Origin of the sequence: Shinella sp. WSJ-2 (assembly GCF_003432075.1) — a bacterium.
GTDB lineage: Bacteria > Pseudomonadota > Alphaproteobacteria > Rhizobiales > Rhizobiaceae > Shinella.
In genome coordinates this window covers 1-18,404 of record NZ_QWBU01000019.1, presented here as the reverse complement: position 1 = coordinate 18,404, position 18,404 = coordinate 1, and the positions used below count along the sequence as shown (strand labels likewise).

30 protein-coding genes and 1 pseudogene are annotated in these 18,404 nt (G+C 60.5%); 2 read left to right on the top strand and 29 right to left on the bottom strand.

Annotation, left to right across the window (positions count from 1 at the left end; translation table 11 throughout):
* Nucleotides 1–117 precede the first annotated feature (117 nt).
* Nucleotides 118–1,059: a protein-methionine-sulfoxide reductase catalytic subunit MsrP gene (gene msrP, locus D0Y60_RS23145; protein ID WP_117372309.1), complete on the top strand. Its 942-nt coding sequence runs from the start codon at nt 118–120 to the stop codon at nt 1,057–1,059.
* Nucleotides 1,059–1,706 (top strand): protein-methionine-sulfoxide reductase heme-binding subunit MsrQ, encoded by a 648-nt coding sequence (gene msrQ / locus D0Y60_RS23140; protein WP_117372308.1) that lies wholly within the window; start codon nt 1,059–1,061, stop codon nt 1,704–1,706. The genes msrP and msrQ overlap by 1 nt, the downstream gene beginning before the upstream one ends.
* Here msrQ and D0Y60_RS23135 read toward each other — a convergent pair.
* The 29 genes and pseudogenes from D0Y60_RS23135 to tuf all read right to left on the bottom strand — a co-directional run.
* The gene (locus tag D0Y60_RS23135) at nt 1,703–2,902 is read right to left on the bottom strand and encodes a GGDEF domain-containing protein (protein ID WP_158565540.1); all 1,200 of its coding nucleotides are present in this window, start codon (nt 2,900–2,902) and stop codon (nt 1,703–1,705) included. The genes msrQ and D0Y60_RS23135 overlap by 4 nt on opposite strands.
* Before the next feature lie 178 nt (nt 2,903–3,080).
* Nucleotides 3,081–3,506, bottom strand: coding sequence for a 50S ribosomal protein L17 (gene rplQ / locus D0Y60_RS23130; RefSeq protein ID WP_117372306.1), 426 nt, complete (start codon nt 3,504–3,506; stop codon nt 3,081–3,083).
* Between the two features lie 138 nt (nt 3,507–3,644).
* Nucleotides 3,645–4,655 carry a DNA-directed RNA polymerase subunit alpha gene (locus tag D0Y60_RS23125; RefSeq protein WP_117372305.1) on the bottom strand — a complete coding sequence of 337 codons (1,011 nt, stop codon included), beginning with the start codon at nt 4,653–4,655 and terminating at the stop codon, nt 3,645–3,647.
* Nucleotides 4,656–4,755: 100 nt separating this feature from the next.
* A complete protein-coding gene (gene rpsK, locus D0Y60_RS23120; RefSeq protein WP_023513823.1) occupies nt 4,756–5,145 on the bottom strand; it encodes a 30S ribosomal protein S11 in 390 nt (129 codons plus the stop codon).
* Between the two features lie 244 nt (nt 5,146–5,389).
* Entirely contained in the window at nt 5,390–5,758 is a 369-nt protein-coding gene (gene rpsM, locus D0Y60_RS23115) for a 30S ribosomal protein S13 (RefSeq protein ID WP_117372304.1), read from the bottom strand.
* Between the two features lie 228 nt (nt 5,759–5,986).
* Nucleotides 5,987–6,571 (bottom strand): adenylate kinase, encoded by a 585-nt coding sequence (locus D0Y60_RS23110; RefSeq protein WP_117372303.1) that lies wholly within the window; start codon nt 6,569–6,571, stop codon nt 5,987–5,989.
* Nucleotides 6,568–7,908: a preprotein translocase subunit SecY gene (gene secY, locus D0Y60_RS23105; RefSeq protein ID WP_117372302.1), complete on the bottom strand. Its 1,341-nt coding sequence runs from the start codon at nt 7,906–7,908 to the stop codon at nt 6,568–6,570. The genes D0Y60_RS23110 and secY overlap by 4 nt, the downstream gene beginning before the upstream one ends.
* A gap of 318 nt (nt 7,909–8,226) precedes the next feature.
* Entirely contained in the window at nt 8,227–8,706 is a 480-nt protein-coding gene (rplO, locus tag D0Y60_RS23100) for a 50S ribosomal protein L15 (protein ID WP_117372301.1), read from the bottom strand.
* A gap of 11 nt (nt 8,707–8,717) precedes the next feature.
* Nucleotides 8,718–8,921 (bottom strand): 50S ribosomal protein L30, encoded by a 204-nt coding sequence (gene rpmD / locus D0Y60_RS23095; protein ID WP_064329863.1) that lies wholly within the window; start codon nt 8,919–8,921, stop codon nt 8,718–8,720.
* Between the two features lie 12 nt (nt 8,922–8,933).
* Nucleotides 8,934–9,500 carry a 30S ribosomal protein S5 gene (gene rpsE / locus D0Y60_RS23090; protein WP_117372300.1) on the bottom strand — a complete coding sequence of 189 codons (567 nt, stop codon included), beginning with the start codon at nt 9,498–9,500 and terminating at the stop codon, nt 8,934–8,936.
* Nucleotides 9,501–9,628: 128 nt separating this feature from the next.
* Nucleotides 9,629–9,991 (bottom strand): 50S ribosomal protein L18, encoded by a 363-nt coding sequence (rplR, locus tag D0Y60_RS23085; protein ID WP_117372299.1) that lies wholly within the window; start codon nt 9,989–9,991, stop codon nt 9,629–9,631.
* 12 nt (nt 9,992–10,003) lie between these two features.
* On the bottom strand, nt 10,004–10,537 hold the full coding sequence (gene rplF, locus D0Y60_RS23080) for a 50S ribosomal protein L6 (RefSeq protein ID WP_117372298.1): 534 nt from the start codon (nt 10,535–10,537) through the stop codon (nt 10,004–10,006).
* A 42-nt stretch (nt 10,538–10,579) separates the two neighbouring features.
* Nucleotides 10,580–10,978, bottom strand: a complete 399-nt coding sequence (gene rpsH / locus D0Y60_RS23075) for a 30S ribosomal protein S8 (RefSeq protein WP_117372297.1) — start codon at nt 10,976–10,978, stop codon at nt 10,580–10,582.
* 12 nt (nt 10,979–10,990) lie between these two features.
* Nucleotides 10,991–11,296 carry a 30S ribosomal protein S14 gene (gene rpsN, locus D0Y60_RS23070; RefSeq protein WP_117372296.1) on the bottom strand — a complete coding sequence of 102 codons (306 nt, stop codon included), beginning with the start codon at nt 11,294–11,296 and terminating at the stop codon, nt 10,991–10,993.
* Nucleotides 11,297–11,329: 33 nt separating this feature from the next.
* Nucleotides 11,330–11,887 (bottom strand): 50S ribosomal protein L5, encoded by a 558-nt coding sequence (rplE, locus tag D0Y60_RS23065; protein ID WP_117372295.1) that lies wholly within the window; start codon nt 11,885–11,887, stop codon nt 11,330–11,332.
* Complete coding sequence (rplX, locus tag D0Y60_RS23060) at nt 11,880–12,191, bottom strand: 50S ribosomal protein L24 (protein WP_117372294.1); 312 nt, start codon at nt 12,189–12,191, stop codon at nt 11,880–11,882. The genes rplE and rplX overlap by 8 nt, the downstream gene beginning before the upstream one ends.
* 12 nt (nt 12,192–12,203) lie before the next feature.
* Nucleotides 12,204–12,572, bottom strand: a complete 369-nt coding sequence (gene rplN / locus D0Y60_RS23055; RefSeq protein WP_117372293.1) for a 50S ribosomal protein L14 — start codon at nt 12,570–12,572, stop codon at nt 12,204–12,206.
* A 249-nt stretch (nt 12,573–12,821) separates the two neighbouring features.
* The gene (gene rpsQ / locus D0Y60_RS23050) at nt 12,822–13,058 is read right to left on the bottom strand and encodes a 30S ribosomal protein S17 (RefSeq protein WP_117372292.1); all 237 of its coding nucleotides are present in this window, start codon (nt 13,056–13,058) and stop codon (nt 12,822–12,824) included.
* 12 nt (nt 13,059–13,070) lie between these two features.
* Nucleotides 13,071–13,271, bottom strand: a complete 201-nt coding sequence (gene rpmC, locus D0Y60_RS23045; protein ID WP_117372291.1) for a 50S ribosomal protein L29 — start codon at nt 13,269–13,271, stop codon at nt 13,071–13,073.
* Between the two features lie 12 nt (nt 13,272–13,283).
* On the bottom strand, nt 13,284–13,697 hold the full coding sequence (gene rplP, locus D0Y60_RS23040) for a 50S ribosomal protein L16 (RefSeq protein WP_117372290.1): 414 nt from the start codon (nt 13,695–13,697) through the stop codon (nt 13,284–13,286).
* A gap of 38 nt (nt 13,698–13,735) precedes the next feature.
* Nucleotides 13,736–14,467 carry a 30S ribosomal protein S3 gene (gene rpsC, locus D0Y60_RS23035; RefSeq protein WP_117372289.1) on the bottom strand — a complete coding sequence of 244 codons (732 nt, stop codon included), beginning with the start codon at nt 14,465–14,467 and terminating at the stop codon, nt 13,736–13,738.
* Nucleotides 14,467–14,856 carry a 50S ribosomal protein L22 gene (rplV, locus tag D0Y60_RS23030; protein WP_117372288.1) on the bottom strand — a complete coding sequence of 130 codons (390 nt, stop codon included), beginning with the start codon at nt 14,854–14,856 and terminating at the stop codon, nt 14,467–14,469. The genes rpsC and rplV overlap by 1 nt, the downstream gene beginning before the upstream one ends.
* A gap of 2 nt (nt 14,857–14,858) precedes the next feature.
* Nucleotides 14,859–15,137 carry a 30S ribosomal protein S19 gene (gene rpsS, locus D0Y60_RS23025; RefSeq protein WP_023517272.1) on the bottom strand — a complete coding sequence of 93 codons (279 nt, stop codon included), beginning with the start codon at nt 15,135–15,137 and terminating at the stop codon, nt 14,859–14,861.
* A gap of 16 nt (nt 15,138–15,153) precedes the next feature.
* Nucleotides 15,154–15,990, bottom strand: a complete 837-nt coding sequence (rplB, locus tag D0Y60_RS23020; RefSeq protein ID WP_117372287.1) for a 50S ribosomal protein L2 — start codon at nt 15,988–15,990, stop codon at nt 15,154–15,156.
* 31 nt (nt 15,991–16,021) lie between these two features.
* Nucleotides 16,022–16,315, bottom strand: coding sequence for a 50S ribosomal protein L23 (locus tag D0Y60_RS23015; protein ID WP_117372286.1), 294 nt, complete (start codon nt 16,313–16,315; stop codon nt 16,022–16,024).
* Nucleotides 16,312–16,932, bottom strand: a complete 621-nt coding sequence (rplD, locus tag D0Y60_RS23010; RefSeq protein WP_117372285.1) for a 50S ribosomal protein L4 — start codon at nt 16,930–16,932, stop codon at nt 16,312–16,314. Before rplD ends, D0Y60_RS23015 begins: the two co-directional genes overlap by 4 nt.
* Before the next feature lie 12 nt (nt 16,933–16,944).
* A complete protein-coding gene (rplC, locus tag D0Y60_RS23005) occupies nt 16,945–17,628 on the bottom strand; it encodes a 50S ribosomal protein L3 (protein ID WP_024270438.1) in 684 nt (227 codons plus the stop codon).
* Between the two features lie 158 nt (nt 17,629–17,786).
* Nucleotides 17,787–18,095, bottom strand: coding sequence for a 30S ribosomal protein S10 (rpsJ, locus tag D0Y60_RS23000; protein WP_003507767.1), 309 nt, complete (start codon nt 18,093–18,095; stop codon nt 17,787–17,789).
* Between the two features lie 187 nt (nt 18,096–18,282).
* Nucleotides 18,283–18,404: pseudogene (gene tuf / locus D0Y60_RS22995) on the bottom strand (elongation factor Tu); the annotation flags it as partial.

Genomic DNA, 18,404 nt, shown 5'->3' with positions numbered 1-18,404 from the left:
CGCAGCTTCACATAATGCGCACGAAAAAGTGGTCGCAAGAAATATTCGCGGCCGTTGAAACAACATGCTCCGCCGTTACGTAGAAGCAGGGAAACAACCAACCAGTCGAGCCACACCATGTCTCTCTACCGCCCCACGCGCATCGCCTCTTCTGAAATTACGCCCGAGCGCTGGTTCCTGAACCGCCGCGGCTTTCTGGCAGCGGCAGCCGGCGGCGCCCTTGCCGCGGCGGGAACGCCAGCCTTTGCGGAAGCGCTGAAGGCGTCCAAAAGCAAATACACGGTCGACGAGACGCTGACGCCCGAAAAGGACGTAACGGGCTACAATAATTTCTACGAATTCGGTCTGGGCAAGGAAGACCCGGCGGCGAACTCGGAAAAATTCAAGCCGACGCCGTGGACGGTGAAGGTGGACGGACTGGTCGGCAAGCCGAAGGAATTCGGCCTCGAGGAGCTGCTGGCCATGCCCCTGGAGGACCGGGTCTACCGCATGCGCTGCGTCGAGGCCTGGTCGATGGTCATTCCCTGGGTCGGCTTTCCGCTGGCGGCCCTGCTCGACAAGGTGGAGCCGCTGGGTGATGCCAAGTACGTTGCCTTCGAGACGGTGGTGCGACCGGAGGAAATGCCGGGCCAATCAGGTTACTTCCAGTCGCTGCCCTGGCCATATGTCGAGGGCCTGCGGCTCGACGAGGCCCGCCATCCACTCGCCATCCTCGCCGTTGGCGTCTACGGCAAGACGTTGCCTAACCAGAACGGCGCGCCGATACGTCTCGTCGTTCCCTGGAAATACGGCTTCAAAGGCATCAAGTCGATCGTCAAGATCACGCTGACTGACAAGCAGCCACCCTCGACCTGGAATATTTCCGCGCCGAATGAGTACGGCTTCTATGCCAACGTCAATCCGGAGGTGGACCATCCACGCTGGAGCCAGGCGAGCGAAAACCGCATCGGCGAAGGCGGCTTCTTCGGCGCGAACCGCCGGCCTACATTGCCCTTCAACGGCTATGCCGACGAGGTCGCCAGCCTCTATAGCGGCATGGATCTCAGGGCGAATTACTGATGCTGCCCACCCTGCCCCGCAAATACCATGCAGCCTCGATCTGGCTGCTCTATGCCGCTGGGTTACTGCCCGCGGCCTATGGCTTCTGGCTCGGCGCGACGGGCCGGCTGCCCGGCAATACGGTAAAGGAATTCGAACACCTGCTGGGGCTCTGGGCGCTGCGTTTCCTTGTCGCCACACTGGCGATCACGCCGATGCGCGATCTCTTTGGCATCAACTGGATCCGCTACCGTCGGGCGCTCGGGCTGCTGGCATTCTGGTACGTTCTGATGCACTTCCTGACCTATATGGTGCTGGACCAGTACCTGAACTTTTCCGCGATTTTCGTCGATATCGTGAGAAGGCCCTTCATCACGATTGGCATGGGCGCCTTCATAATGCTCATTCCACTAGCGCTGACCTCCAACAATTGGTCGATCCGCCGTCTCGGGCCGCGCTGGGTGAAGCTTCATAAGCTGATTTATATCATCACCGCAGCCGGGGCGCTGCACTTCGCCATGTCGGTGAAGGTCGTGGGGTTCGAGCCGTGGACCTATATCGCGTTGGTGGCAGTGCTTCTCGCCTACAGGCCGATCCGGCCGATGCTGCGCGGGAAGAAGCGGAGGCCGTCGGGACCGGCTCTGAGAGAAAGCGAGCGCTCAGCCTAGCGGCGGCTTGCCGCCTCGCCATCGTCTTTCACGACGAAGAGTTTGGGGACGGATGCCGTTGAAACCTCGGCGGCGTTGCTGACCACCCGGTTCCGGCCACTGCTCTTGGCGAGATAAAGCAGCCGATCGGCGCGGCTGATTGCGTCGTGGATCGAATGGTCGCCGGCGGCTGTGACCGCGACACCGAAGCTCGCAGTGATCGCGCGGTCAATGCCGATGCTGCGGAAATCACGCTCGGAGAGCGCAAGGCGAACCGTGTTTGCCAGCGTGTGCGCGTCCTGAAGCCGACAATTGGGTAAGTAAGCCACAAACTCCTCGCCGCCGAAACGCGCGACAGCGGCCTCCGGCCACGACAGTGTGCGTAGCAACGCCGCCACTTCACGGATGACATCGTCGCCGGTTGAATGGCCATAGTGGTCGTTCACCGACTTGAACCAGTCAATATCGGCAACAATGATCGCCGCCTCTCTACCGGTGGCGTGACCCCGTTCGCGGATGAACTGGTCGAAGCCACGGCGATTGAGCAGGCCGGTCAGGGGATCTTCCTCCGCCGCCTTGCGATGCCGCTCGACGATACGCAGCGCGACAGAAGACAGCGCCGTCAGAGCCAGAACAAGCGCACCGATGGTCGACGTTATCTGCATGATATAGGCGTAACTCGAGCCGATGAACTCGCCCATCGCCAGCGTCCCGGCCATGACGAAGAAGACAATCGTCCGCACAGACGTCTCCAGCATCACGAAGATCACTGCGCCCAGCAGGGCGCGATCGACCCAATTGCGCCGCCGACGCCAGGAGGAGAGCGTAGCGACCAGCATCAGCAGGCTGCAGGCGATGTCGTTGATGAAAAGCTCGTAGCGCAGGCTCCCTGCGATCAGAACCGCATAGGTCGTGCCAGCATAGGCGACAGCGGCAATTGTCAGACGGGCGCCGAGAAGCCGTTGCGCCTCGAAATGCGTGACGAGCCCGTGGCTGTAAAGCAGGAATGCAGCAAGGAATGCGGCATCCGCCATCATCGCGACAACAGGCACGGAAACGATGATTTCAAGAAGCGGCGCGAGGAAGCCGAGCGCCGCGCAGAGATAACCGGCGCCCCAGAAAACGGCGGAGCGATTGCCAAAGCGGCCGACGATGAGAAACGCGACGCCGAACAGAGTGAGAACCACCGGCAGCAGGAATGCGAAGTTCTCGCTCATCATTCGAACCCGATTTTAGATGCTGGTGAATTTTAGGAGTAAGGGCTGAAAACAATGCCTAGGGACATGGTTTCCGAAATCTTGCCCCACCTTTCACACGCAGACCTCGCCTTCACGCAAAGAAAAAGCCGGACGCGGTGGCGTCCGGCTTCAAACCGTTCGGATCGAACGGTGATGCTTATGCGGCTTCGGCAGCTTCAGCTTCAGCGGCAACGCGGGCCTTGTCGGCTGCACCCTTGGCATCGACATCGCGTTCAACGAACTCGATGACGGCGAGCGGGGCGTTGTCGCCGTGGCGGTAGCCAGCCTTCATGATACGCAGGTAGCCACCGTTGCGGCTGGCGTAGCGGGTTGCGATTGCATCGAACAGCTTCGAAACAACGGCAACGTCGCGGATCTGCGAGATCGCCTGGCGGCGAGCATGCAGGTCGCCGCGCTTGCCCAGCGTTACGAGCTTTTCGACGATCGGGCGAATTTCCTTCGCCTTCGGCAGCGTCGTTACGATCTGCTCATGCAGGATGAGCGAGGCAGCCATGTTGGCGAACATCGCCTTGCGGTGGCTGGCAGTACGGTTGAGTTTGCGACCGGAATTCTGGTGGCGCATCTCGGGTCTCCTTCACATGCAGGCTGTTGCCTGCCGTTTGATGGGGCGCATGTCCGTCCCGCGCTCCGCGGGACCAAGGTAAATGCGCGTTAATCATGCTAAGGCCAGCTTTACGCGCCCCGAGGGGCGCGTGCGGCCTTAGTATTGGTCTTCGTAGCGCTTGGCGAGATCTTCGATGTTCTCAGGCGGCCATGCCGGCACTTCCATGCCGAGGTGCAGGCCCATGGAAGCGAGAACTTCCTTGATTTCGTTGAGCGACTTGCGACCAAAATTCGGAGTGCGAAGCATTTCGGCTTCGGTCTTCTGAATGAGATCGCCGATGTAAACGATGTTGTCGTTCTTCAGGCAGTTCGCCGAACGGACGGAAAGTTCCAGTTCGTCGACCTTCTTGAGGAGCGCCGGGTTGAACGCCAGTTCGGTGACCGATTCTTCTTCGGCTTCCTTCTGCGGTTCGTCGAAGTTGACGAAGACCGAGAGCTGGTCCTGAAGAATGCGGGCTGCAAACGCGATCGCATCTTCGCCGGTGACGGAGCCGTCAGTCTCGATGGACATGGTCAGCTTGTCGTAGTCGAGAACCTGGCCTTCACGGGTGTTTTCCACCTTGTAGGACACTTTCTTGACCGGCGAGTAGAGGCTGTCGACCGGGATGAGGCCGATCGGAGCGTCTTCAGAGCGGTTACGATCGGCCGGGACGTAGCCCTTGCCGTTGTTGACCGTGAACTCCATGCGGATTTCCGCGCCCTCGTCGAGGGTGCAGATCACATGGTTCGGGTTCAGGATCTCGATGTCGCCGACCGTCTGGATGTCACCAGCCGTTACGACGCCCGGGCCCTGCTTGCGGACAACCATGCGCTTGGAATCGTCGCCATCCATCTTGATGGCGATTTCCTTGATGTTGAGCACGATATCAGTCACGTCTTCCCGGACGCCGGGAATGGACGAGAACTCGTGCAGGACGCCGTCGATCTGCACGGCGGTAACAGCCGCACCGCGCAGCGACGACAGGAGAACGCGACGCAGCGCGTTGCCGAGCGTCAGGCCGAAGCCACGCTCCAACGGCTCGGCAACAAGGCTTGCCTTGGTGCGGCCGGAGGAGGTGAATTCCACCTTGTTCGGCTTGATCAGTTCCTGCCAGTTTTTCTGGATCATATGTTTTGCCTTCCGTTCGCCGCCACCATTCAATCGTGACGGCCGAGCCCTGAAGTTCCGTGGAAGCCGGATGGCCTCCACGGTTGTTCGAATGCGATGATCAGACGCGGCGCTTCTTGCGCGGACGGCAACCGTTGTGCGGGATCGGGGTCACGTCGCGGATGGACGTGATCATGAAGCCGGCAGCCTGGAGGGCGCGCAGAGCCGATTCACGGCCGGAACCCGGACCGCAGACTTCGACTTCCAGCGACTTCATGCCGTGTTCCTGAGCCTTCTTGGCGCAGTCTTCAGCAGCGATCTGGGCAGCGAACGGGGTCGACTTACGCGAACCCTTGAAGCCCTTTGCACCGGCCGACGACCAGGCAATGGCGTTGCCCTGTGCATCGGTGATGGTGATCATCGTGTTGTTGAACGAAGAATTGACGTGAGCAACACCCGAGGTGATGTTCTTGCGTTCGCGACGGCGGACGCGTGCGGCTTCCTTGGCCATGGATAGTCCTTTCGTTGATCTCTACACCGCCGTAATGCCAGCGGCTCCACCGGGCCGGGACGAAACCCCTGCCCTGAATAAAATTTGCACACGCCCCGAAGGGGAACGTCTGCGGCGATATCGTCACTGCCGTAGTGCCAGCAGCTCCACCGACCGGGACCTCTTGATGAAAAACAAGGCCCCGCTCGAAACTCAAAAGAGGCCGGCGCGAAGCGCCAGCCCCTCGTTCCCCGTTTCCGGGAAATTACTTCTTCTTGCCTGCGATTGCCTTCGCCGGGCCCTTGCGGGTGCGGGCGTTGGTGTGCGTGCGCTGACCGCGGACCGGAAGGCCACGACGGTGACGCAGGCCACGGTAGCAACCGAGGTCCATGAGACGCTTGATATTCATCGAGGTTTCGCGACGCAGGTCGCCTTCGACCTGGTAGTCACGGTCAATGGTTTCACGGATCTGCAGGATGTCTGCGTCCGTGAGCTGGTGCACGCGACGATCAGCCGGAATACCGACCTTCTCGATGATTTCCTGTGCGAATTTCGGGCCGATCCCGTGGATGTAGGTCAGCGCGATGACTACGCGCTTCGCGGTCGGGATGTTGACGCCAGCGATACGTGCCACGCCTGTTCTCCTTGCTTCCAGTTGCCATCCGGCAAGTGGTTTTCTTCATTCGATACGGCCGAAACGACCGCTGCTCAATTGATGTTCGGGACACGTCGAAAACGACCGTACCCGGACTTCGTTCTTGGAAGTCCGCGCCGATCGCAAGGTTCATGTCGCGAGTTGGCGCTGTCTTAAGGGGAATCGGCCGAAAAAGTCAACTCCCCGGCCGTCCTTTTTAACCTGATATCAGGCGTTCTCCAGGATTCCACCGATCTCGGCAGTCACCTTGTCGACATTGGCCATGCCGTCGACCGTCTGAAGCTTGCCCGTCGAAGCGTAGTAATTCGACAGCGGCGCAGTCTTCTCGCGGTATTCCGTGAGACGACGCTTGAAGGCCTCCGGATTATCGTCGGAGCGAACCGTACCGCCGGCGGCGATCGTTTCGGCAACGCGATTCTCCATGCGCTTGACCAGCGCGTCCTCGTCGACCTTCAGTTCGATGACGGCGTCGAGGGCAATGCCCTTGCCGGCAAGGATTTCGTCGAGGGCCTGCGCCTGCGGAACCGTGCGCGGGTAACCGTCGAGGATGAAACCCTTGGCGCAGTCAGCCGAATCGATTCGATCGGAAACGATTTCGTTGACGATCGCGTCGGAGACGAGCTGTCCGGCGTCCATGACGGCCTTGGCGCGCTTACCGACATCCGTGCCGGCGGCGACGGCCGCCCGCAGCATGTCACCCGTGGAAAGCTGCGGAATGCCGTACTTTTCCGTCAGGAGCTTGGCTTGGGTTCCCTTCCCGGCCCCCGGCGGTCCCAGAAAAATCAGTCTCATCGTCCCCTCTTTCCTCCACGCAGCTTCGACTTCTTGATCAGCCCCTCATACTGCTGAGCAATCAGGTGACCCTGTATCTGTGCTACAGTATCGAGGGTCACGCTGACAACAATCAAAAGCGACGTACCACCAAGGTAGAACGGCACCCCGGTCTGCGAGATCAGGATTTCGGGAAGAATGCAGACGAACATCAGGTAGGCCGCGCCGATGACCGTGATGCGGGTCAGCACGTAGTCGATATATTCGGCGGTGCGCTCGCCCGGACGAATACCGGGGATGAAGCCGCCGTGCTTCTTCAGGTTATCGGCCGTGTCCTTCGGATTGAAGACGATGGCCGTGTAGAAGAAGGCGAAGAAAGCGATCATGGCGGCGTAGAGCACCATGTAGAGGGGCTTGCCATGGCCGAGCGACGCGATGACGGCGGTCGCCCAGGAGGGCAGCTCGGATGTGTTCGAGAAGCCTGCCAGCGTTGCCGGAAGCAGCAGCAGCGACGACGCGAAGATCGCCGGAATGACGCCCGAGGTGTTGAGCTTCAGCGGCAGGTGCGAGGTATCGCCCTGGAACATGCGGTTGCCGACCTGGCGCTTCGGATACTGGATCAGAAGGCGGCGCTGGGCGCGTTCCACGAAGACGATGAGCGCGATGACGACGACGGCCATGAGCACGACGGCGAGAATCACGCCGAAGGACAGGGCGCCCGTGCGGCCGAGTTCCAGCGTGCCGGCCAGAGCGTGCGGCAGGGCTGCAACGATACCGGCAAAGATGATAAGCGAAATGCCGTTGCCGATGCCGCGCGAGGTGATCTGCTCACCGAGCCACATCAGGAACATCGTGCCGCCGAGCAGCGAGATAACGGTGGAAATGCGGAAGAACCAGCCCGGATCGTTCACGAGGCCCGCCCCGCTCTCCAGGCCGACGGAAATGCCGTAGGCCTGCAGCGTGCCGAGTAGCACCGTGCCGTAGCGGGTGTACTGGTTGATGATCTTGCGGCCCTGTTCGCCTTCCTTCTTCAGCTGTTCCAGCGAAGGCACGACGGAGGTCATCAGCTGCACGATGATCGACGCGGAGATATACGGCATGATGCCGAGTGCGAAGATCGCCATGCGCTCGACGGCGCCGCCGGAGAACATGTTGAACAGGCCGAGAATGCCGCCGGACTGGCCGCGGAAGGCCTGGGCAAAGGCTTCGGGATTGAGGCCCGGCAAAGGGATATAGGTGCCGAGACGATAGACGAGCAGCGCGCCCAGCGTGAACCAGAGGCGCTTCTTCAGGTCTTCCGCCTTGGCGAAAGTCGAGAAGTTCAGATTAGAGGCAAGTTGTTCCGCTGCCGAAGCCATGCATTTCTCCGCGTAGCCGATCCGGCGGCGGTGAAGCCCGGCCAGGTCCGGAATGGCTGATCCGTTTGGCACCTGCGCCCTGCCCTCCCCGGACCGGTCACGCCGATGCTGAAATTGGTCGTGCCCGCCTGCCGTTGCAGCAAATCGGGCGGATGGAGCCTAAACCGGTTGAAACGCGGATTGTCAAGCAATCCCGGCCTCACCCTGGTTTTAATTCCGGATAACGATGCAGATTTGAGAATCCGTCTATCGTCGTGAGGCTCACATATGGGAGCAAAATCGCCCGGTGTGAAGCACACCGGGCGATTAAATGTCGAATTATTCGGCGGCTTCTGCGGCTGCCACCAGCAGCTTGATCGAGCCGCCGGCCTTTTCGATCTTTTCGATCGCGGGCTTGGAGGCGCCGGCGACTTCGAAGGCAACCTTGGCCTTCAGCTCGCCGTCGGACAGAACGCGTACGCCATCCTTCTCGCGACGGATAACACCGGCTGCCTTGAGGGCAGCGGCATCAACGGTCGCCTTGGCGTCAAGCTTGCCGGCGTCGATGGCCTGCTGAACGCGGCCGAGCGATACGGTGACGAAGTCAGACGCGAAGATGTTGTTGAAGCCACGCTTCGGCAGACGACGGTAGATGGGCATCTGACCGCCTTCGAAGCCGTTGATGGCAACGCCCGAACGAGCCTTCTGACCCTTGACGCCGCGACCACCGGTCTTGCCCTTGCCCGAACCGATACCGCGACCGACGCGCTTGCGGTTCTTCGAGGAGCCTTCGTTGTCCTTGATTTCGTTGAGTTTCATGATCTATCCCCTCACTTCTCTTCGACGACGCGAACGAGGTGCTGGACGGCACGGATCATGCCGCGGACAGACGGCGTGTCTTCCAGCGTGCGAACCCGGTGCATCTTGTTGAGACCCAGGCCAACGAGCGTCGCGCGCTGGATGGCCGGACGGCGGATGGGGCTGCCGATCTGCTCGACAGTCACCGTCTTCTTGGCGGTTTCTTTCTTAGCCATGATCAGTGCTCCTTATTCTTCGGCAGCAACGCCGGCAGACGTACGGCGAGCCTGCAGCGTGGCGTACTTCATGCCGCGCTGAGCTGCGATGTCCTTCGGGTGCATCTGGCTCTTGAGGGCGTCGAACGTCGCACGGATCATGTTGTACGGGTTCGAGGAGCCGGTCGACTTGGCGACGACGTCGTGAACGCCGAGCGTTTCGAAGACGGCGCGCATCGGGCCACCGGCGATGATACCGGTACCGGCCTTGGCCGAACGAAGCAGAACCTTGCCGGCGCCGTGACGGCCGTGCACGTCGTGGTGCAGCGTGCGGCCAGAGCGCAGCGGTACGAAGATCAGGTCGCGCTTGGCGGCTTCGGTGGCCTTCCGGATCGCTTCCGGAACTTCACGAGCCTTGCCATGGCCGAAGCCGACGCGGCCCTTCTGGTCGCCGACGACGACGAGAGCTGCAAAACCGAAACGACGGCCGCCCTTGACGACCTTCGCGACGCGGTTGATCGCGACGAGCTTATCGACAAACTCGCTGTCGCGCTCTTCGCGGGGCTGGCGGTCTTCGCGACCGCGCTTTTCCTGTGCCATTGTCCTTTTCCTTTTTCTTTTCCGGGTGCAATCGGCAGATTGTCGAAAGCCGCCACCATTCAGGAAATGGTAGCGACCAGTACCCTACTGAGTGATCGGCGGGGCACGAAAAGTGCCCAGCCGAATGATCAGAAGTTCAGACCACCTTCACGGGCGGCTTCGGCGAGAGCCTTGACGCGGCCGTGATAGAGGAAGGCGCCACGATCGAAGACGACATCGGTGACGCCGGCCTTGACTGCGCGCTCGGCAATGAGCTTGCCGACGGCAGCAGCAGCTGCCGTGTCAGCGCCCGTCTTCAGCGACGAACGCAGATCGGTGTCGAGCGTGGAGGCAGCCGCAAGGGTCTTGCCGTCAACGTCGTCAATGACCTGTACGTAGATGTTCTTCGACGAGCGATGAACCGACAGGCGCGGACGGCCGTTGGCCACCGACTTGAGGGTACGGCGCACGCGGTTGGCGCGGCGCACGAGAGCTTCTTTGGTGCTAGCCATTTCGCGTGATCCTTACTTCTTCTTGCCTTCCTTGCGGACGATGCGTTCTTCCGCGTACTTGACGCCCTTGCCCTTGTAGGGCTCGGGGCCACGGTACTCGCGGATTTCCGCAGCGACCTGGCCGACCTGCTGCTTGTTAATGCCGGACACGATGATTTCGGTCGGCTTCGGAACAGCGATCGTGATGCCTTCCGGCGTCTGGTAGACGACGTCATGGCTGAAGCCGAGTGCCAGCTGCAGGTTCTTGCCCTGCAGCGACGCGCGGTAACCGACGCCGTTGATTTCGAGCTTGCGCTCGTAGCCGTCCTTGACGCCCTTGAAGATGTTCTCGACCATCGTGCGGGACATGCCCCACTTGGAACGAGCGTCCTTCGACGTGTTGATCGGCTGAACGACAACGGCGTTGTCTTCGAGCTTTACCGAAACTTCGTCGTTTGCGACGAAGAACAGTTCGCCCTTCGGGCCCTTTGCGGTGACCTTCTGACCATCAACGGTCGCGGTGACACCAGCGGGAACCTGAACGGGCTTCTTACCGATACGAGACATTTTTATATCCTGTCTGTTCGTTATGGAGATCCTTGCCCGATCTTAGAAGATCGAGCAAAGAACCTCGCCACCAACGTTCTGTTCGCGTGCCTGGTGATCGGCCATCACGCCCTTCGGGGTCGAAAGGATGGTGATGCCGAGGCCGTTCGCGACCTGCGGGATGGACTTGACCGAGACATAGACCCGGCGGCCCGGCTTGGAGACGCGGTCGATCTTGCGGATCACGGACGCGCCTTCGTAGTACTTGAGTTCGATGTTCAGCTCGGACTTGCCGTTGCCGAATTCGACTTCCGAATATCCGCGGATGTAGCCTTCAGCCTGAAGGACATCCAGAACGCGGGCACGCAGGTTGGAAGCCGGCGTGGAAACGCTCGACTTGCGGCGTGCGGCGCCGTTGCGGATACGGGTGAGCATATCGCCCAGGGGATCAGTCATTGCCATGTACCCGTCTCCTTACCAGCTCGACTTGACAATGCCCGGCACCTTGCCGGAATTGCCCAGTTCACGAAGCGCAATACGCGACATACCGAGTTTACGGTAATAGGCGCGCGGACGGCCCGTTACCTGGCAACGGTTGCGGATGCGGGTCTTCGAACCATTGCGCGGCAGCTCGGCAAGCTTGAGGGTTGCCTTGAAGCGCTCTTCGATCGGAAGAGACTGGTTCTGGATGATCGCCTTGAGGGCTGCACGCTTGGCAGCCTGGCTGGCGACCAGTTTGCGACGGCGGTTATTCTTCTCGACTGCGCTGGTTTTAGCCATAACAGTAATCCTTCTTTACGCTTGTCGTTACGGTCAGGCGCGGAACGGGAAGCTGAACTCTTTCAGAAGAGCGCGTGCTTCGTCGTCCGTCGGTGCCGTCGTGCAAACGATGATGTCCATGCCCCACATCTGATCAACCTTGTCGTAGTTGATCTCAGGGAACACAATGTGCTCCTTGATACCCATGGCGAAGTTGCCACGGCCATCGAAGGACTTCGGGTTCAGACCACGGAAGTCGCGTACGCGGGGCAGCGCGATGTTCACGAGGCGATCCAGAAATTCGTACATGCGGGCGCCGCGCAGGGTAACCTTCGCGCCGATCGGCATGCCTTCACGGACCTTGAAGCCCGCGATGGAGTTGCGAGCGCGCGTGATGACCGGCTTCTGGCCGGCGATCGCTGCGAGGTCGGCTGCGGCAACGGTCGGCTTCTTGGAGTCGCCCGTGGCTTCGCCCACGCCCATGTTGATCACGATCTTGTCGAGCTTCGGGATCTGCATCTCGTTGGCGTAGGAGAACTGCTCCTTCAGCGCCGCGCGAATACGCTCGACATATTCCTTCTTGAGCCGGGGCTCATACTTGGTGTCAGCCATCGATCGACACTCCCGAACGCTTTGCTACACGAACCTTCTTGTCGCCCTCGACCTTGAAACCGACGCGGGTCGGCTTGCCGTCCTTGGGGTCGGCGATCGCGATGTTCGACAGGTGGATCGAAGCTTCCTTGGTGATGATGCCGGCTTCCTGGGTCTGGGTCTGGCGCTGGTGACGCTTCACCAGGTTGATACCCTTGACGACCGCACGGTCTTCCTTCGGCAGCACCTGCACGACTTCACCGGTACGGCCCTTGTCCTTGCCGGTGAGTACGACGACCTTGTCGCCTTTACGGATCTTCTGCATAGCCATCGCTCCTTAGAGTACTTCGGGAGCCAGCGAGATGATCTTCATGTGGTTCTTGGCGCGGAGTTCGCGCGGAACCGGTCCGAAGATACGGGTGCCGATGGGCTCTTTCTTGTTGTCGATCAGGACAGCGGCGTTGCTGTCAAAACGAATGACGCTGCCATCGGGGCGGCGGATGTCCTTGGCGGTGCGAACAACAACCGCCTTCATCACGTCACCCTTCTTCACGCGGCCGCGCGGAATAGCTTCCTTGATCGAGACAACGATAACGTCGCCGACCGAAGCGTACTTGCGCTTGGAGCCGCCCAGCACCTTGATGCACATGACACGACGTGCGCCGGAATTATCCGCCACGTCGAGGTTAGTCTGCATCTGAATCATGTCAGGTCGCCTTCTTGTTTCACCAGACCGGTTGGGCCAATCCCGATCAAGGAAAGGCCCCCTGTTCCAGCATATGGAAATTCATGTCTTCGCGCGGGAAGATGTGTTGCCAGGGTGGTTTCCCTTCGGCGAACCGACGGACCTTCCGTGCGCTCAAAGCAAAAGACGCTCGTGATTCCGAGCGTCCTTGCGCTGCTTCATACAGTGTTTCGCGCCAGACGCAAGGGCCGGGCGCGAAATCTACTGATTTTAAGCCTGGGCCGCTACGACGGTCCAGCGCTTGTCCTTGGAGATCGGGGCGCATTCCTGGATGGAAACGACGTCGCCGACCTTGTACTGGTTGGTTTCGTCATGCGCCTTGTACTTCTTCGACCGGCGAACGGTCTTCTGAAGCAGGGGATGGGCAAAACGGCGTTCGACGCGAACGACAACGGTCTTGTCGTTCTTGTCGCTGACAACAGTGCCCTGCAGAATGCGTTTCGGCATATTTTTTGGTCCTTAGGCCTTGGCTTCTGCCGCCTTCTGGCGGGCAATGGTCTTGACGCGCGCGATGTCCTTGCGGACTTCGTTGATGCGCGAGGTCTTTTCGAGCTGGCCGGTCGCCTTCTGGAAGCGCAGGTTGAACTGCTCCTTCTTCAGCTTGGCCAGTTCGTCGTTCAGCTGGTCGGCGCTCAGCGCCTTGACGTCTGCGGCTTTCATGACGCTCGCTCCTTACTCTGCAATGCGCTGTACGAAGCGCGTCTTGACCGAGAGCTTGGCCGAGCCGAGGCGGAGCGCTTCACGCGCGATTTCCTCGGAAACACCGTCGATCTCGAACATCATACGGCCGGGCTTGACCTTGGCTGCCCAGTATTCGACCGAACCCTTACCCTTACCCATGCGGACTTCCGTGGGCTTAGCGGTGACCGGGACGTCGGGGAACACGCGGATCCACACACGGCCGGCACGCTTCATGTAACGGGTGATCGCGCGGCGGGCCGCTTCGATCTCGCGAGCGTTCACGCGATTCGGTTCCTGAGCCTTCAAGCCGAACTCGCCGAAAGCGAGGTCGGAGCCGCCCTTGGCGACACCCTTGATGCGGCCCTTGAACTGCTTGCGGTACTTGGTACGCTTTGGCTGCAACATTTTTTTACTTCTCCGATATTGGCTGCCAAACGCGACTGTTACGCGTTTTCACGACGACGGTCGCCGCGATCGCCGCGTTCACGGCTTGCGGGACCCTGGCTGTCACTTTCGCTTGCGCGACGCTCAGAGGCCATCGGGTCGTGCTCAAGGATTTCGCCCTTGAAGATCCAGACCTTGATGCCGCAGATGCCGAATGCGGTTTCGGCTTCAGCCGTACCGTAGTCGATGTCTGCACGCAGCGTGTGAAGCGGAACGCGACCTTCGCGGTACCATTCGGTACGTGCGATTTCCGCGCCGCCGAGGCGGCCGGCGCAGGTGATCTTGATGCCTTCGGCGCCAAGACGCATGGCCGACTGAACAGCGCGCTTCATCGCACGGCGGAAAGCCACGCGGCGTTCGAGCTGCTGGGCGATCGACTGAGCGACGAGCGTTGCGTCGACTTCCGGCTTGCGCACTTCAACGATGTTGAGGTGCGTTTCGGAATTCGTCATTTCGGAAAGCTTCTTGCGGAGCTTCTCGATGTCTGCACCCTTCTTGCCGATGATCAGACCGGGACGAGCCGAGTGGATCGTGACGCGGCACTTCTTGTGCGGACGCTCGATGACGACCTTGGCGATACCGGCCTGCTTCAGCTCTTCCATGACGAAAGCGCGGATCTTCAGGTCTTCGTGGAGCAGCTGGCCGTATTCGGCGTTGTCGGCGAACCAACGGCTGTCCCAGGTACGGTTGATGCCGAGGCGGAAACCGATTGGATTAATCTTCTGGCCCATTATGCGGCCTCCCCTTTGGCTTCGACTTCACGGACGACGATCGTGAGATGCGAGAAGGGCTTCTCGATCCGCGATGCGCGGCCGCGGCCACGAGCGTGGAAACGCTTCATGACGATCGACTTGCCGACATAGGCCTCAGCGACGATCAAACTATCGACGTCGAGGTCGTGGTTGTTTTCTGCGTTGGCAATCGCGGACTCGAGCGTCTTCTTGACGGTCTCGGCGCTACGCTTGCGCGAGAACTCGAGCTCGGCGAGAGCGCGGTCCACCTTCTTGCCGCGGATGAGCGCAGCAAGCAGGTTGAGCTTCTGGGGGCTGACGCGGATCGTGCGCGCGATGGCCTGCGCCTCGTTATCCTTCAGCCGGCGTTCGGCTTTAGCCTTACCCATCGTTACTTCCTCTTCGCCTTCTTGTCCGCACCGTGACCGTAGTAGGTCCGGGTCGGAGCGAATTCACCAAACTTGTGGCCGACCATGTCTTCGTTGACAGCAACCGGGATGTGCTTGCTGCCATTGTAGACGCCGAAGGTCAGTCCAACGAACTGCGGCAGGATCGTGGAGCGACGGCTCCAGATCTTGATTACTTCGCTGCGACCGCCTTCACGAACCTTCTCAGCCTTCTTGAGAAGATAGCCGTCAACAAACGGGCCTTTCCATACTGAACGAGCCATTTCTGACTAACCTCTCTTACTTCTTCTTCAAGTGGCGCGAGCGCATGATGAACTTGTCGGTCGACTTGTTCGAGCGGGTACGCTTGCCCTTGGTGGGCTTGCCCCACGGGGATACCGGGTGACGACCACCGGAGGTGCGGCCTTCACCACCGCCGTGCGGGTGGTCGACCGGGTTCATGACGACGCCGCGGTTGTGCGGGGTCTTACCGCGCCAACGCGTACGACCAGCCTTACCGTCGTTGATGTTGCCGTGGTCCGGGTTGGAGACGGCGCCGACGGTTGCGAGGCAGGATGCGTGAACCAGGCGCTGTTCGCCCGAGTTCAGGCGAAGGATCGCCATGCCCTGGTCGCGACCGACCAGCTGTACGAAGGTACCGGCCGAACGGGCGATCTGACCGCCCTTGCCCGGCTTCATTTCGACGTTGTGGACGATCGAACCAACCGGGATGTACTGCAGCGGCATGGTGTTGCCGGGCTTGACGTCAACAGCCTTGGTGGAGGCGATGACCTTGTCGCCGGCCGTCAGGCGCTGCGGAGCCAGGATGTAGGCCTGCTCGCCGTCGGCATAGTTCACCAGAGCGATGAACGCCGTGCGGTTCGGGTCGTATTCCAGACGCTCGACCGTGCCTTCGACGTCGAACTTGCGACGCTTGAAGTCGACCAGGCGGTAGGTACGCTTGTGACCGCCGCCGATGAAGCGAGCGGTGATGCGACCGAGGTTGTTACGACCGCCGCTCTTGGACAGACCTTCGGTCAGAGCCTTGACGGGCTTGCCCTTGTAAAGGCCGGACCGATCGACGATGACCAGCTGGCGCTGGCTCGGAGTGGTCGGGTTGTAGCTTTTCAATGCCATTTTCTTGTTTCCTCTTTAGCCGACTGCTCGATTAGAGCCCGGTGGAGACGTCGATGGACTGACCGTCAGCAAGCGTGACGATCGCCTTCTTGACATCTCCCTGCCGGCCGGCGAAGCCGCGGAAACGCTTAACCTTGCCCTTGCGGACGAGCGTGTTCACAGCCGTGACCTTGACGCCGAACAGAGCTTCCACAGCAGCCTTGATTTCAGGCTTGGAGGCGCGCTTGGCGACGTTGAAGACGATCTGGTTGTTTTCGGATACCAGCGTCGACTTTTCGGTGATCGAAGGAGATACGATCACATCGTAGTGGCGAAGATCCGTCATTTGAACCGCTCCTCGAGGGCTTCTACAGCAGCCTTGGAGAGCACGAGCTTGCCGCGGCGCAGGATGTCGTAAACATTGATGCCCTGGATCGGCAGAACATCCACGTTCGGGATGTTGCGTGCTGCGAGCTTGAAGTTGCCGTCAAGTTCAGCGCCGCCGATGAAGAGGGCATTGGTGAGGCCGAGCGAAGCGAACACGCCGGCCAGAGCCTTCGTCTTGGCTTCCGAGGCAACGAGGTCGTCGATGATGATAACGTCGTCGGACTTCAGCTTGGCCGAAAGGGCATGACGCAGGCCAAGAGCGCGAACCTGCTTCGGCAGGTCGTGAGCGTGGCTGCGAGCGGTCGGGCCATGAGCCTTGCCACCGCCGCGGAACTGCGGAGCGCGAGCCGAATGGTGACGAGCGCGGCCCGTACCCTTCTGCTTGAACATCTTGGCGCCGGTGCGCGACACTTCAGCGCGCGTCAGCGACTGGTGCGTGCCCTGCTGCTTCTTTGCGAGCTGCCAGCGAACGACGCGGGCAATAATGTCTTCGCGCGGCTCGAGGCCGAAGATCGCGTCGGAAACGGAGACCTTGCCGGCGTCCTTCCCTGCGAGGGTCGTGACTTTGAGATCCATGATCAGGCTCCCTTACTTAGCTGCGGCGCGCACGGCGGCCGGACGCGGAGCGTCGGACGGGGTGCCGGACTTGACGGCGTCGCGGACCACGATCCAGGCGCCCTTGGAGCCCGGGACTGCGCCCTTGACGAGAATGAGACCGCGCTCTTCGTCCGTGGAGACGACTTCGAGGTTCTGGGTGGTGACGCGCGTCTGGCCCATGTGACCAGCCATGCGCTTGCCCTTCCAGACCTTGCCCGGGTCCTGGTTGTTACCCGTCGAACCGTGCGAACGGTGCGAAACGGAAACGCCGTGCGTTGCACGAAGACCGCCGAAGTTATGGCGCTTCATGGCACCGGCAAAACCCTTACCGATCGTGGTGCCGGTAACGTCGACCAGCTGGCCGGCGACGAAATGGCTGGCGGTCAGTTCCGCGCCGATTTCGATGAGGTTGTCTTCCGAAACGCGGAATTCAACGAGCTTGGCCTTGGGCTCGACGCTTGCGGCAGCAAACTGGCCACGCAGAGCCTTTGCCGTGTTCTTCACCTTGGAAGAGCCGGCGCCGAGCTGAACAGCCGTGTAGCCGTTCTTGTCCTGCGTACGCTGAGCGACGACCTGGACGTTGTCCAGTCGCAGTACTGTTACAGGGATGTGCTCACCTGCGTCATTATAGACGCGAGTCATCCCTACTTTCTGTGCAATCACACCTGAACGCATGGTTCAATCCTCTTAGAAGTCCTGGCGGGATCGTGACGCCCCGTCATGCCTCTTGGTTTAAGGATTCCACTCGGGCTCTGCGGCCGTCGGGTTTCCCGTTTTTAGAAGACGTCGGCTTTCGCCACGTACCTTCCTTGTTATTCGGCTTGCGCCAGGACTTAGAGCTTGATCTCTACGTCCACACCGGCCGCAAGATCGAGCTTCATGAGAGCATCGACCGTCTGCGGCGTCGGATCTACGATGTCGAGCAGGCGCTTGTGGGTGCGCATCTCGAACTGTTCACGGCTCTTCTTGTCCACGTGGGGCGAACGGTTGACGGTGAACTTTTCAATACGGGTCGGGAGAGGAACGGGACCGCGGACGCTTGCGCCGGTGCGCTTTGCCGTCGACACGATTTCACGCGTGGAGGCATCAAGGATCCGGTGGTCAAACGCCTTGAGGCGGATGCGGATGTTCTGGCCGTTCATACGACTTTTCCTTAGTTCGTTATTCGCGATTCGCTTGGGGAATACGCGCTTTTTTGATTCTGCGGTTCCCATAACGGAACGCACATGAAAACACAATGCCGAAAGGCCAGTCCGCTAAATTATCAAAGACCGGAGGGGCAGGATGTGATCCTGCCCTTCCTATTTCAGCGGCCTGGGGCCTTAAGACTTACTCGACGATCGATGCGACGATGCCGGCGCCGACGGTGCGGCCGCCTTCGCGGATTGCGAAGCGCAGCTTTTCTTCCATCGCGATCGGAACGATCAGCTCAACCGCAACCGTGACGTTGT

Coding starts and splice junctions, on each gene's coding strand:
- D0Y60_RS23125 (WP_117372305.1), bottom strand. CDS start 4,655: ATGATCCAGAAAAACTGGCAGGAACTGATCAAGCCGAACAAGGTGGAA.
- rplQ (WP_117372306.1), bottom strand. CDS start 3,506: ATGCGCCACCAGAATTCCGGTCGCAAACTCAACCGTACTGCCAGCCAC.
- rplN (WP_117372293.1), bottom strand. CDS start 12,572: ATGATTCAGATGCAGACTAACCTCGACGTGGCGGATAATTCCGGCGCA.
- rpsN (WP_117372296.1), bottom strand. CDS start 11,296: ATGGCTAAAACCAGCGCAGTCGAGAAGAATAACCGCCGTCGCAAACTG.
- rpsK (WP_023513823.1), bottom strand. CDS start 5,145: ATGGCCAAGGAAGCCGCACGCGTCCGCCGTCGCGAACGCAAGAACATC.
- rplP (WP_117372290.1), bottom strand. CDS start 13,697: ATGTTGCAGCCAAAGCGTACCAAGTACCGCAAGCAGTTCAAGGGCCGC.
- rplR (WP_117372299.1), bottom strand. CDS start 9,991: ATGGCTAGCACCAAAGAAGCTCTCGTGCGCCGCGCCAACCGCGTGCGC.
- rplB (WP_117372287.1), bottom strand. CDS start 15,990: ATGGCATTGAAAAGCTACAACCCGACCACTCCGAGCCAGCGCCAGCTG.
- rpsH (WP_117372297.1), bottom strand. CDS start 10,978: ATGGCAATGACTGATCCCCTGGGCGATATGCTCACCCGTATCCGCAAC.
- msrP (WP_117372309.1), top strand. CDS start 118: ATGTCTCTCTACCGCCCCACGCGCATCGCCTCTTCTGAAATTACGCCC.
- rpsS (WP_023517272.1), bottom strand. CDS start 15,137: ATGGCTCGTTCAGTATGGAAAGGCCCGTTTGTTGACGGCTATCTTCTC.
- rplC (WP_024270438.1), bottom strand. CDS start 17,628: ATGCGTTCAGGTGTGATTGCACAGAAAGTAGGGATGACTCGCGTCTAT.
- rpmC (WP_117372291.1), bottom strand. CDS start 13,271: ATGAAAGCCGCAGACGTCAAGGCGCTGAGCGCCGACCAGCTGAACGAC.
- rpmD (WP_064329863.1), bottom strand. CDS start 8,921: ATGGCTAAGAAAGAAACCGCCAAGAAGACGGTGACTGTCGAGCAGATC.
- msrQ (WP_117372308.1), top strand. CDS start 1,059: ATGCTGCCCACCCTGCCCCGCAAATACCATGCAGCCTCGATCTGGCTG.
- rplD (WP_117372285.1), bottom strand. CDS start 16,932: ATGGATCTCAAAGTCACGACCCTCGCAGGGAAGGACGCCGGCAAGGTC.
- D0Y60_RS23110 (WP_117372303.1), bottom strand. CDS start 6,571: ATGAGACTGATTTTTCTGGGACCGCCGGGGGCCGGGAAGGGAACCCAA.
- rplV (WP_117372288.1), bottom strand. CDS start 14,856: ATGGGTAAGGCTAAAGCCGAACGCCGGCTGAAGGATAACGAGGCGCAG.
- rpsJ (WP_003507767.1), bottom strand. CDS start 18,095: ATGAACGGCCAGAACATCCGCATCCGCCTCAAGGCGTTTGACCACCGG.
- rplO (WP_117372301.1), bottom strand. CDS start 8,706: ATGAAACTCAACGAAATCAAGGACAACGAAGGCTCCTCGAAGAACCGC.
- rpsE (WP_117372300.1), bottom strand. CDS start 9,500: ATGGCACAGGAAAAGCGCGGTCGCGAAGACCGCCAGCCCCGCGAAGAG.
- D0Y60_RS23135 (WP_158565540.1), bottom strand. CDS start 2,902: ATGAGCGAGAACTTCGCATTCCTGCTGCCGGTGGTTCTCACTCTGTTC.
- rpsQ (WP_117372292.1), bottom strand. CDS start 13,058: ATGCCGAAACGCATTCTGCAGGGCACTGTTGTCAGCGACAAGAACGAC.
- D0Y60_RS23015 (WP_117372286.1), bottom strand. CDS start 16,315: ATGACGGATCTTCGCCACTACGATGTGATCGTATCTCCTTCGATCACC.
- rplE (WP_117372295.1), bottom strand. CDS start 11,887: ATGGCTGACACCAAGTATGAGCCCCGGCTCAAGAAGGAATATGTCGAG.
- secY (WP_117372302.1), bottom strand. CDS start 7,908: ATGGCTTCGGCAGCGGAACAACTTGCCTCTAATCTGAACTTCTCGACT.
- rplF (WP_117372298.1), bottom strand. CDS start 10,537: ATGTCTCGTATCGGTAAGAAGCCCGTTCAGGTTCCCGCTGGTGTCACC.
- rpsC (WP_117372289.1), bottom strand. CDS start 14,467: ATGGGCCAGAAGATTAATCCAATCGGTTTCCGCCTCGGCATCAACCGT.
- rplX (WP_117372294.1), bottom strand. CDS start 12,191: ATGCAGAAGATCCGTAAAGGCGACAAGGTCGTCGTACTCACCGGCAAG.